A 10,892-nucleotide genomic window follows, 5' to 3' on the forward strand; every position below is an offset into this window, starting at 1 on the left:
GAGGCCAAGGTCCGGCGCAGCTGGACTCAGCACGGGTTGTTGTTCGTCGCGCCCTTCCTGATCATCTACGTGGCCTTCCTGGTCTGGCCGACCGTGCAGGGCCTGCGGATGAGCATGTCGAGCGTCAACATCGCCGGCACCAACGACAACCTCGTCGGGTTCGACAACTACGCCGAGGCGTTCGCCGACCCGCGCATGTGGCGCTCGCTCTGGAACACGGTGGTCTTCACCGTGCTGAGCACGGTCCCGCTGGTGCTGCTCGGTCTCGGGTTCGCGTTGCTGGTGCACCATCTGCGGTTCGTGCAGTGGCTCTGGCGGCTGTCGTTCTTCGGGCCGTTCCTGCTGCCGTCGGCCGTGGTGTCGATCCTCTGGCTGCAGATGATCTACCCGCCCGACTACGGCCTGATCAACGGCACGCTCGGCACCGAGTTCACCTGGCTGACCGACCCGTCGACCGCCATGTTCTCGGTGGTGCTGACCACGGTCTGGTGGACGGTCGGCTTCAACTTCCTGCTCTACCTGGCCGCCCTGCAGTCCATCCCGCAGCACCTGTACGAGGCCGCCGCCATCGACGGCGCCTCGGGCTGGGACAAGCTGCGCTCCATCACCCTGCCGCTGCTGGGCCGCACCACGGCGCTGATCGTGGTGCTGCAACTCCTGGCGTCCTTGAAGGTCTTCGACCAGATCTACCTCATGACCGGCGGCGGGCCCGAGGACTCCACCAGGCCGATCATCGAGTACGCCTACGACATGGGCTTCACCGGTTACCGCATCGGTTACGCCTCGGCCGTGTCGTACATCCTGTTCGCCATCATCGTCGTCGTCTCCCTGGCACAGCTGCGGCTGTTCCGCAAGCGCGCGGAGGGCTCGTCATGACCAAGCGGTTCAGCATCAGCCAGCTCATCCTGCTGGTGGTGGCGCTGGCGCTGGCGATCATCTGGCTGGCTCCCATCGCCTGGGCCGTGGCCGTCTCGCTCAAGCCCGAGTCGGAGACCACGAAGATCCCGCTGCAATGGATCGGCAGCGAGATCACCCTGGACTCCTACCAGCTGGTCCTGGGCACCGGCGGCATCGTCAAGTGGGCGATCAACTCCACGGTCACCGCGGTGATCACCACGTTCCTGACCGTGTTGTTCTCGGCGATGGCGGCCTACGGGTTCGCGCGCACGCAGTTCCGCGGCCAGCGGGCGCTGCTGGCGGTCATCCTGGCCGGGATCATGGTGCCGCCGCAGGTGCTGATCGCGCCGCTGTTCGCCGAGATGGTCGCACTCGGGCTGGTCGACACCTGGTGGGCGATCATCCTGCCGCAGGTCGCCGCGCCGCTGATCGTGTACGTCCTGTACAAGTTCTTCCAGGACGTGCCGCCGGAGCTGGAGCAGGCCGCGTTCGTGGACGGGGCGGGGCGCTGGCGGGTGTTCTTCACGATCGTGTTGCCGCTGTCGCGGCCCGTGCTGGCCGCGGTGTCGATCTTCACGTTCATCACCACGTGGAACAACTTCCTGTGGCCGTTCCTGGTCTCCACCGACCCGAACACGATGACGCTGCCGGTGGGGCTGGCGAACGTCGTACAGGGCACGTTCGGCCTGCGGTACGCGCAGATCATGGCGTCCGTCGTGCTGGCCGGGCTGCCGCTGCTCGTGGTGTTCGTCCTGTTCCAGCGGCAGATCGTCCGCGGCGTCGCCCACACCGGCCTGGCCGGCCAGTGACGTCGCGTTAGCTTCAGGGAGCGTCCGCCCGGGCCGGTGCTCCGCGGCGGGACGGTCCCGTCGTGCGGGCCGCCGAACTCGTCCTGTTGCCAGGCAATCACCAGGAACTGACGGTAGTCTCGCTCGGCATGAACTGGCAGCGTAAGGTGAACAAAGCGCTGGTCAGGTTCACCGGATTCCAGATCGAACGGGCAGGGAAAGAGGCACCGGCCCCTCCCGTCCCCGAGGTCAGACCGCCCGCGGATCCGCTGACCGACCGGCTGCTAGAAGCACCCGTGTTCCTCCTGTCCCCCGTGCGGTCCGGCTCGACGCTCCTGCGCTCGATACTGAACGCCCACTCGGCGCTGCACGCTCCCCATGAGCTGCACGTACGGCGCCTGCGGGTGCACTTCGAGACGACCCTGGCAGCGAAGGCGATGGCGGCGCTCGGCCACAACCAGGCCGATCTCGAGCACTTGTTGTGGGACCGCGTCCTGCACCGGGAGCTGGTGCGCAGCGGCAAGCGGTACATCGTGGACAAGACACCTGCGAACGCCTTCGTCTACCAGCGCATCGCGGCCTGCTGGCCCGACGCCCGGTTCGTCTTCCTGCTCCGCCACCCCGCCTCGATCGCCACGTCCTGGCACGAGGCCAGCCCTGACAAGCGCACCCGGGAAGAGGCCGCGCTGGACGCGCTGCGGTACATGAAGGCCGTGCAGCGGGCCAGGAAGGCGCTGCCCGGCCTGACCGTCAGGTACGAGGAGCTCAGCGCCGAGCCTGAGCGCGTCACCCGGGAGATCTGCGCGTTCCTGGACCTGGAGTGGGAGCCGGAGATGCTCTCCTACGGCAAGCAGACGGTCATCCAGAAGGGGCTCGGCGACTGGCGCGACAAGATCCGATCCGGCACCGTGCAACCCGCCCGCGAGCTGCCGTCCGAGCACGAGATCCCGGAGCCCCTGAAGGCGATCTCCCGTACCTGGGGGTACATTTCGTGAAGATCCGCTATCTCATGCTCCACGCGTACGGCATGGGCGGCACCATCCGCACGGTCGTCAACCAGGCGAACGCGATGGCCGCGGCGGGGCACGAGGTGGAGCTGGTCAGCGTGGTGCGGCGGCGCGACACGCCGCAGTTCAAGCTGGACTCGCGGATCACGATCACCACGCTGGTGGACCAGCGTGGTGGGCGCCGGCCCGACTCGATCGGGCGGCGGGCCTGGCGGCGGGTACGCGGCAAGATCGTGCCGCGCGGGGAGTTCGCGGCCGACTACTTCACCGAACGGGTGGAGTGGGCGGCCATGGACTTCTGCGCGAAGCTGCGCGACGGCGTCCTGGTCACCACCCGGCCCGCGCTGAACCTGATCTCCGCCCGCCGTACCCCCGAGGGCGTCGTGCGGGTCGCCCAGGAGCACATGAACCTGTCGGCCTACCCCGAGACCATCCGCGCGGAGATCCTCCGCCATTACGGGCGGTTCGACGCGATCACCGTGCTGACGGGGACGAACCGGCTCGAATACCAGCGGCTGCTGCCCAGGACGCCGATCGTGCAGATCCCGAACGCCGTGCACAAGGTCGACCAGGAACGTTCCCAGCAGGTGAACCCCGTCGTGATCGCGGCCGGCCGGCTGGTGCCGCAGAAGGGGTTCGACCTGCTGATCCCGGCCTTCGCGCAGGTGGTGGCCGAGCATCCGGAGTGGCGGCTGCGGATCTTCGGCACCGGTCCGCGCAAGAACCAGCTGAGCGGGCTCGTCGAGCAGTACGGGCTGCGCGAGCACGTGGCGCTGCCGGGGCGTACCGAGAGCCTGGAGCGGGAGCTGACCGAGGCCTCCGTGTACGCGTTGAGCTCGCGGTTCGAAGGGCTGCCCATGGTCATGATCGAGGCGATGACGCATGCGCTGCCCGTAGTGGCGTTCGACTGCCCGACCGGGCCGCGGGACGTGCTGCGGGACGGCGTGGACGGGGTGCTGGTGCCCCCGAGGGACGTGGACGCGCTGGCGGAGGCGTTGAAGCGGGTCGTGGCGGATCGGGAGTTGCGGGTACGGATGGGAAAGCAGGCATGGAAAACGTCTCGGGCGTACGCGCCGGACCTGGTGATGCCCTTGTGGGAGGATTTGTTCTCTGAGCTGCTGCAGGGTGAGCGCGTGACGGACAATTTCTGGAGCGGCAGTAGGTAGACCGGGATATTCCAGGCCTATAGCAAAAAGATCTACCCGTCGAAACCTGCGGCGCCATCGCTGTTCCCGAGCGCTTCTACGGGACATTTCGCCCATTTCGGCAAAAGCATCCCAAAGTTCGCGGCAATCTGGGGCCATGCGTACCCGGAAAGCCCTTCTGGCCGCCCTGGCAGGCATCCTCGCCCTGGTCACAGGGCTCGCCATGCCCGCACACGCGACGACGGCGCTCGCCGCCGCCGCCGACGCTCCCACGGCGTACGGCCGCGCCGCCTATCTGATCGACGCCTCCTCCGGCGAGGTGCTGTTCGACGACAACGGCGCCGAACGTATGCCGATTGCCAGCCTCACCAAGACCATGACGGCATATGTCGTACTGAAGACCGCCAAGCCGACGGACGTGGTCGAGATCGCGCCCGCCGACGTCGCGTACGCCGAGGACGGCGGCGGCACCACCGCCGACCTGAGCGCCGGCGACCGCATCACGGTGGACGAGCTCCTGTACGGCCTGATGTTGCCGTCGGGGGCCGACGCCGCGCACGCCCTGGCCCGCACGTACGGCCCCGGCGTCGACGGCTTCGTCGCCAAGATGAACGCGACCGCGCGTGAGCTCGGCATGACCGACACCCAGTACGTCAACGCCGACGGCCTGCCCATGCCGGGCAGTGACGGCTACTCCACCGCGCGGGACCAGGCCCTGCTGGCCGCCAAGGCGCTGGAGCTCCCCCTGATCCGGGAGACCGCCGGCACGCGATACCACGCGCTGGACGCCGCCGACGGCCACGGCTCGTACAGCTGGCGCAACACCAACAAGCTCCTGGGTACGCCGGGCGCGATCGGGCTGAAGACCGGGTTCACGCGGGCGGCCGGGTTCTGCCTGGCGTTCGCGGGCGAGCACGACGGGCGGCGCCTGGTGGGCGTGCTGCTCGGGGAGTCGCTCTCCAAGCGTCGCTTCACGACGGCCGAGGCCCTGCTGGCCTGGGGCGCCACCCGCCAGTCCGCCTGACCCGGCGACCGCCCGGGCCAGGCATGTCATAGGGCCGTCCGGCCGCGAGACGCTGGGAAGCCGAATCGGCCGCAGTACATCTGGATAAATCAGCCCATGGACGGTGTTGATCCTTTGGATTAGTTTGCCCGACATGAAGCTTCGAATCGCGTTGAGCGCGCTGTCAGCGACCCTCGTACTCGCGGCGGCGACCCCGCTCCCCGCCCACGCCGGACCGCCCCGGCTCGGCTGGGAGCTCAAGGAGACCGGGGTGACCGCGCGCCTGCGCGGCCTGTCGCCCGTCAGCCGCGACGTGGTCTGGGCCTCCGGCTCTGGCGGCACGGTGCTGAGGACCGTGGACGGCGGCCGGACCTGGCAGAACGTCTCTCCGCCCGACACCGCCGCCCTGCAGTTCCGCGACATCGAGGCGTTCGACTCGCGCCGGGCCGTGGCGCTGTCCATCGGGGAGGGTACGGACTCGCGGGTCTACCGCACGGAGGACGGCGGGCAGACCTGGACGGAGACGTTCAGGAACGACGAGCCCCGCGCGTTCTACGACTGCCTGGCGTTCTTCGACCCCCGGCACGGGCTGGCCATGAGCGACCCGGTGGACGGCAGGTTCCGGATCCTGGCCACGGAGGACGGCGGGCGTAGCTGGCGGGTGCTGCCCTCGGACGGCATGCCGGATGCGCTGCCGGGCGAGGCCGGGTTCGCGGCCAGCGGCCAGTGCCTGGTCACGGCCGGCGGCCGGGACGTGTGGCTGGCCGGCGGCGGGGCCGAGCGGGCGCGGGTGTTCCACTCGGGAGATCGGGGGCGTACGTGGACGGTCGCCGACACGCCGATCCCGGCCGGGGACCCGGCGCGGGGTGTGTTCGCGCTGGCCTTCCGCGACCGGCACCGCGGCATCGCGGTCGGCGGCGACTTCCGGCCGGACCAGCAGTCGCCCAGCGCGAGGGCGGTGACCCGGGACGGGGGTGCCACCTGGCAGCCCGCCGCCACACCGCCGCCGGCGTACCGGTCGGGCGTGACGTGGCTCCCGTACCCGCCGTTCGCGGCTGTCGCGGTGGGGCCGTCCGGGAGTGACGTGACGTACTCGGGCGGGCGGAGCTGGGAGACCTTCGACGGCGGGTCGTTCGACACGGTGTCGTGCGCGCGCGACGGCGCTTGCTGGGCGTCGGGCGAACAGGGGCGGGTCGCCCGGCTGACCATGAAGTAGCCCGGCCATGATGCCGAGCCCGCCCACGGCGCTGTCGGCGGTGGCGCGCGCCGGTGCCGGCCCGCAGCGCGGGGTTGTCCGGGCGCGGGGCAGCGGCCAGGGGTCAGCGGACGTCGCGGGGGCGGAACTGGATGCTGATGCGCGGCCCCGTGGGACGGGTGGTCTTCGGGATGGCGTGCTCCCAGGTGCGTTGGCAGCTGCCGCCCATCACGATCAGATCCCCGTGCCCGAGATCACGCCGGATCGAGGGGCCGCCGCCGCGCGGCCGGAGCATGAGGGGGCGCGGGCAGCCGACCGAGACGATCGCGACCATCGTGTCCTCCGTGCTCCCCCGCCCGATCGTGTCCCCGTGCCAGGCCACGCTGTCACGCCCGTCACGATAGAAGCAGAGACCGGCCGTGCGGAACGGCTCTCCGAGCTCCTCCGCGTAATGAGCGTTCAACGCGCGCCGGGCGTCGTCCAGCACCGGGTCCGGCAGGGTCTCGTCCTCGTCGTAGAACTTCAGCAGCCGGGGCACGTCCACCACCCGGTCGTACATCCGCCGCCGTTCGGCCTTCCACGGCACCACCTCCGCGAGCCGTTCGAACAGCGTGTCGGCGCCCGACAGCCAGCCCGGCAGGACATCGATCCAGGCGCCGTGGGCGAGATGTGTCCTGCGGACCGCGGCGCGGAGCGGGCCGACGCCGAGCTCCTCGTCGAGACCCAGCAGAGATGCTTGGAACGCGGCTCTCATAGTCCTGAGTCTAGGCCATGCTTCAAACACAGATTCGACTGCGGCGGCAGTCGCATTCGCCGATGTATCGTGCCACGCTGGCAGTCGCCGGATACGAGTGGCGTCGCCCTCAGACCGCGCCATGAGGCGAGGAGGCCACCCACCGTTTCGTCACGCGAAGGAACAACGCCATGCTCACCACCCAGTACCTGCCGGGCACTCCCTGCTGGATCGACGTCAACAGCCCGGACGCCGACCGTTGCGAGGCCTTCTACACCGGGCTGTTCGGCTGGCGGTCGATCACGCTCGGCCCCGAGCACAGGGACTACCGGTTCTGCCAGGTCGAGGGCAAGACGGTGGCCGGGATCAGCCACGCCACCGAGGACAACCCGGCCGCGGCCTGGCTGACGTACTTCCAGGCGCCCGACGCCGACGCCATCGCCAAGACGATCGAGCAGGCGGGCGGCACGGTGGTCGCCCCGCCGCTCGACATCGAGGGGCAGGGACGGATGGCGGTGTTCGCGGATCCGGCGGGGGCCAGGTTCGCCGTGTGGCAGCCGGGCGCGACCCGAGGGCTCGGCCTGGTCACGGAGCCGGGCTCGCTGGGCTGGGTCGAGCTGTACGTTCCCGACCTCGCCGCCGCGCGCGCCTTCTACGAGGCGGTCTTCGGCTGGTCCATCCATGACATGCCGATGGGCGACATGTCCTATCCCGTGATCTCCCCCGCCGGGGGCGGCGAGGAGTCCTCCATGGCCGGGCTCGCCGAGCTCGAGCCGGGCGACAGCCCGCACTGGGTGCCGTACTTCGAGGTGCCGGACTGCGACGCCACGGTGAGCCTGGCGCAGCAGCTCGGCGGGACGGTGCGGGCCCCGTCGGTGAGTGTGGAGGGGGTCGGGCGCATGGCCTTCCTGGCCGACCCGCACGGCGCCCGCTTCGCGGTCATCACCAGCTCGGCGTGAGCGGCCGCACCCGGCTGCTCGGCGCAAGGCACCACCAGCTCGGTGTGAGCGGCCGCGCCCTGCTCGGAGCAGGGCACCACCAGCTCGGTGTGAGTGGCTTGGCCCGGCCTGTGCGGCGCGTAGCCCGTACAGGCCGGGCCGGGTCCCCCGCCTCGTGATCCGGGGCGGCTCCTCGGTTCAAGGGCGCCCCTTGGCACCTTCCCGGCGTCCGCCGTTCCTAACGGCATCGCCTGTCGGCGGGGTCAGCCGCCGCACGCGGCGAACACGAATGTGTCCTTCAGGACCGTGTACCGGTCCCGGACCTTGACCGCGCCGGTCCGGGTGTCGATCTGGACGACCGTCATCCTGGTGGAGTTCGACAGGTAGCGGACCAGGTGGAGGGTCACCTGGGCGTCCCCGGTCCAGTCGATCATGTTGATGTCGCCGGTCGGCAGCTTGATCTTCTTGCGATCGGTGACCTGGTCGGACTCCATGTCGTACAGGACCAGCTCCGGTTTGTCCCCCTGCACGATGTTCGCCACGGTACGCCCGTCGGCGGCCAGCGCCTGTGGCCCGTTCGACGCGACGACCTGCGGCGGGGTGGCACGGACGAGCTGCTTCCCCGTGTCGCTGTAGACCAGCAGGTCGGTGACGGACTCCTCGGCGTCGACGGTGCCGAGCAGCTCGTCACCGTCGTCGCTGAAGCCCTGCACGCCCAGGTGGCCCGGCAGGGTGCCGAGCCGAGCGCCGGTGTCGGTGTCGAAGACACGGGTGGCGTGGGGCTTGTCGTCGCTGAAGAGCGCGGCCAGCCGGCCGCCGTCGTCAGAGAGCACCAGCGACACCTGGTCCTGCCCGATCCGCGGCAGCGCGTCCTTGGGGAGCAGCTTGACGCCTCCGCCGAGGGTCCGTACGGCGAGCCTGCCGGTCGTGGTGAAGTACGCGACTTTCTGCCCGTTCCCGCTCACCGCGATGGCCGCCGGGAGGTAGCGGGTGGACTTGCCCTTCGCGTTGAGCGCGACCCCTTGCGCGTCGCGCAGCGTGGTCTGCTCGCCGCTGTGCATGACGAGCCGCCACGCGCCGCACGGCCGCGGCTGCTCGTTCTCGCGTGCGCAGCTCTTGATGGAGGCGTACCTGATGCTGTCGTGGTGCGGATCGGCGTGCGCGACGGCCGGGCCGGCCACCGCGCCGGCCACCGGGGCGGCGACCGGGGCGCCGACCAGGGTGACGAGCGCGGCCGTGAGGGTCGCGACGATCTTGGTTCTCATGTGGGTCACTCCCCTGCGGCGAAGTAGGCGTGCCTGGTCTTGCTGATCGTGTACTTGTCGGCCTGCGTGGTCTGCTGGGACTGCGGGTCGACGGTGAGCACCCGTATCACCGCCGTCTCCCGCTCGTCACCGCTGTGCACGACCACGTTGAGCCGCCCGTCCGCGGTCCACCACGGCGCGTACGGCAGCGCGTCGGCCTTGACGGGCAGGTCCGCGGCGGCCGAGAGGTCCCCGGTCTCCAGGTCGTAGATCCGCGCCCTGGGCGGCCGCTTCTTGGCGGTGTCGCCCTCGGTGAACACCGCGACGGTCTTGCCGTCGGGGGCCAGCGCGTACGCCAGCGCGTTCGCCACGACCTGGGGCGGCGTGCTCTTGATCGGGGCGCCGCCGTCGAGGCGGTAGGCGTACATGGTCGTGGTGTTGTCACCTTGGAGGCGGGTGGCCAGCACCTCGTCGCCGTCGCCGCTGAAGCCGAGCACCGTGTCCTCGGCGGGCAGCGTGGTGATCTTGCCGGTGGCCACCGTGACGACCTTGGCAGGCAGGCGGGCGGGGTCGTCCTGGTAGTCGATCAGCACCTTGTCCCCCGTGGACGACAGGTCCAGGCCGATGACGTCCGTGCCGAGGCCCTTAGGCCGCACCGACTTCGGCAGCACCGTGGCCGGGCCGCCGGCGGCCCGGCGGACGACCAGGCGGTGGTCGCCGGCGCGTTCGTAGGCGAGCACCTTCCCGTCCCCGCTGATCGCGAAGGTGCTCGGGTCGCGGGTCTCCTTCCCCGCACTGTCGATCTTGGTGATGGCGGCGTCGCGTATGGTCGTCTGCCTGCCGTCGCGCCACAGCAGCCGCCAGCGGCCGCAGGGGGCGAAGTCGCGTTCCTTCTTGTCGTAGCAGGATGTGATCCAGGCGGCGCGGGCCACCTCGGGCCCGGTCCGCGCGTGGGCGGCGGCGGGTACGAGCCCCAGCCCGCCGAGGACCGCCGCCGCCAGAAGCGCGGCGGTCGCTGAGGGATGCCTCATGGCTGTGATCCTTTCGCTTACCTGCTTAGACCCGCACGTGCCGTGGCCGGTTGGTCACAGGTCGGCCACGGCTGTCCATCGAATGCGGTGCGTGGGAGTCTCGGATGGTGAACCTTTGGGAGATGGCTGATCTGAGCACCCCGTGGGCGCTGCGGGTGGCGGCGACGCTCCGCATCGCCGACCGGCTGGCGGAGGGCCCCATGGAGGTCGGCGACCTGGCGGAGGCCGTCGGCTGCGACGCCGCGTACCTGCGCAGGACGCTCACCCACCTGGCCGGCAAGGGCGTGTTCGAGGAGCCGGAGCCGGGCACGTTCGCGCTCAACGACGCGGCGCCGAGCTCCGGTGGGCTGCGGGACGAGACGCTGCGGCTCTTCCTCGATCTCGACGGCGTGGGCGGCAGGATGGCGGGGGCCTGGACGACGTTCCTGGCGGCCGTGCGCTCCGGTGAGCCGGCCTATCAGGAGCTGTACGGGCGGTCGTTCTGGGAGGACCTGGAGGCGCACCCGGAGCTGGGCGAGAGCTTCGACGCGCTCATGGGGCCGGTGGGCCACGGGGAGTTCGATCCGGAGATCCTGGTCGGCGCGGACTGGGACGGGGTGACCGAGGTGGTGGACGTGGGCGGCGGCACCGGCGCGGCCCTCACCGCGATCCTCCGGGCCCGGCCCGGGGTGAAGGGCACGCTGGTCGAGCTGCCCGGCACGGCGGCCAGGGCCGTGGAGTCCTTCGCGGCGTCCGGGCTGTCCGACCGAGTCACCGTGGCCGGGGGCAGCTTCTATGACCCGCTGCCTGCCGGCAAGGACGTCTACCTGGTGCGGAAGGTGCTGAACGACCTGCCGGACCGGGAGGCGCTGGCGCTGCTGCACCGCTGCGCCGAGGCGGCGGGGGCGTCGGGACGGGTGGTCGTCTTGGGC

At 70.6% G+C, this 10,892-nt stretch carries 11 protein-coding genes; 8 read left to right on the top strand and 3 right to left on the bottom strand.

Features of this window, described 5'->3' with window-relative positions; all coding sequences use genetic code 11:
• The 6 genes from ETD86_RS48500 to ETD86_RS48525 all read left to right on the top strand — a co-directional run.
• On the top strand, positions 1 to 876 hold an 876-nt coding region (locus ETD86_RS48500), incomplete at its 5' end, for a carbohydrate ABC transporter permease (RefSeq protein ID WP_138673386.1).
• A complete protein-coding gene (locus ETD86_RS48505) occupies positions 873 to 1,706 on the top strand; it encodes a carbohydrate ABC transporter permease (RefSeq protein WP_138673387.1) in 834 nt (277 codons plus the stop codon). The genes ETD86_RS48500 and ETD86_RS48505, both read left to right, overlap by 4 nt.
• A 128-nt stretch (positions 1,707 to 1,834) precedes the next feature.
• The gene (locus tag ETD86_RS48510; RefSeq protein ID WP_138673388.1) at positions 1,835 to 2,680 is read left to right on the top strand and encodes a sulfotransferase family protein; all 846 of its coding nucleotides are present in this window, start codon (positions 1,835 to 1,837) and stop codon (positions 2,678 to 2,680) included.
• Entirely contained in the window at positions 2,677 to 3,858 is a 1,182-nt protein-coding gene (locus ETD86_RS48515) for a glycosyltransferase family 4 protein (RefSeq protein WP_138673389.1), read from the top strand. Before ETD86_RS48510 ends, ETD86_RS48515 begins: the two co-directional genes overlap by 4 nt.
• Positions 3,859 to 3,994: 136 nt before the next feature.
• The gene (locus tag ETD86_RS48520) at positions 3,995 to 4,861 is read left to right on the top strand and encodes a D-alanyl-D-alanine carboxypeptidase family protein (protein ID WP_138673390.1); all 867 of its coding nucleotides are present in this window, start codon (positions 3,995 to 3,997) and stop codon (positions 4,859 to 4,861) included.
• A gap of 133 nt (positions 4,862 to 4,994) precedes the next feature.
• Complete coding sequence (locus ETD86_RS48525) at positions 4,995 to 6,056, top strand: WD40/YVTN/BNR-like repeat-containing protein (protein ID WP_138673391.1); 1,062 nt, start codon at positions 4,995 to 4,997, stop codon at positions 6,054 to 6,056.
• Between the two features lie 103 nt (positions 6,057 to 6,159).
• On the opposite strand, the gene ETD86_RS48530 is transcribed toward ETD86_RS48525, so the two are convergent.
• The gene (locus tag ETD86_RS48530) at positions 6,160 to 6,789 is read right to left on the bottom strand and encodes an alpha-ketoglutarate-dependent dioxygenase AlkB (RefSeq protein ID WP_138673392.1); all 630 of its coding nucleotides are present in this window, start codon (positions 6,787 to 6,789) and stop codon (positions 6,160 to 6,162) included.
• A 170-nt stretch (positions 6,790 to 6,959) separates the two neighbouring features.
• Between ETD86_RS48530 and ETD86_RS48535 the strand changes: the two genes are divergently transcribed.
• Positions 6,960 to 7,727, top strand: a complete 768-nt coding sequence (locus tag ETD86_RS48535) for a VOC family protein (RefSeq protein ID WP_138673393.1) — start codon at positions 6,960 to 6,962, stop codon at positions 7,725 to 7,727.
• 242 nt (positions 7,728 to 7,969) lie between these two features.
• On the opposite strand, the gene ETD86_RS48540 is transcribed toward ETD86_RS48535, so the two are convergent.
• On the bottom strand, positions 7,970 to 8,971 hold the full coding sequence (locus ETD86_RS48540; RefSeq protein ID WP_138673394.1) for a WD40 repeat domain-containing protein: 1,002 nt from the start codon (positions 8,969 to 8,971) through the stop codon (positions 7,970 to 7,972).
• Between the two features lie 5 nt (positions 8,972 to 8,976).
• Positions 8,977 to 9,981 (bottom strand): WD40 repeat domain-containing protein, encoded by a 1,005-nt coding sequence (locus ETD86_RS48545; RefSeq protein ID WP_138673395.1) that lies wholly within the window; start codon positions 9,979 to 9,981, stop codon positions 8,977 to 8,979.
• A 122-nt stretch (positions 9,982 to 10,103) separates the two neighbouring features.
• On the opposite strand from ETD86_RS48545, the gene ETD86_RS48550 reads away from it, so the two are divergent.
• The coding region (locus ETD86_RS48550) for a methyltransferase (RefSeq protein WP_211370793.1) at positions 10,104 to 10,892 on the top strand (789 nt) is incomplete at its 3' end.

The organism is Nonomuraea turkmeniaca (assembly GCF_005889735.1).
GTDB classification, from domain to species: Bacteria; Actinomycetota; Actinomycetes; order Streptosporangiales; family Streptosporangiaceae; genus Nonomuraea; species Nonomuraea turkmeniaca.

What these genes read in the sequence shown, in the direction of transcription:
- ETD86_RS48535 (WP_138673393.1), top strand. Translation starts at nt 6,960, where the DNA reads ATGCTCACCACCCAGTACCTGCCGGGCACTCCCTGCTGGATCGACGTC.
- ETD86_RS48530 (WP_138673392.1), bottom strand. Translation starts at nt 6,789, where the DNA reads ATGAGAGCCGCGTTCCAAGCATCTCTGCTGGGTCTCGACGAGGAGCTC.
- ETD86_RS48545 (WP_138673395.1), bottom strand. Translation starts at nt 9,981, where the DNA reads ATGAGGCATCCCTCAGCGACCGCCGCGCTTCTGGCGGCGGCGGTCCTC.
- ETD86_RS48510 (WP_138673388.1), top strand. Translation starts at nt 1,835, where the DNA reads ATGAACTGGCAGCGTAAGGTGAACAAAGCGCTGGTCAGGTTCACCGGA.
- ETD86_RS48540 (WP_138673394.1), bottom strand. Translation starts at nt 8,971, where the DNA reads ATGAGAACCAAGATCGTCGCGACCCTCACGGCCGCGCTCGTCACCCTG.
- ETD86_RS48505 (WP_138673387.1), top strand. Translation starts at nt 873, where the DNA reads ATGACCAAGCGGTTCAGCATCAGCCAGCTCATCCTGCTGGTGGTGGCG.
- ETD86_RS48525 (WP_138673391.1), top strand. Translation starts at nt 4,995, where the DNA reads ATGAAGCTTCGAATCGCGTTGAGCGCGCTGTCAGCGACCCTCGTACTC.
- ETD86_RS48520 (WP_138673390.1), top strand. Translation starts at nt 3,995, where the DNA reads ATGCGTACCCGGAAAGCCCTTCTGGCCGCCCTGGCAGGCATCCTCGCC.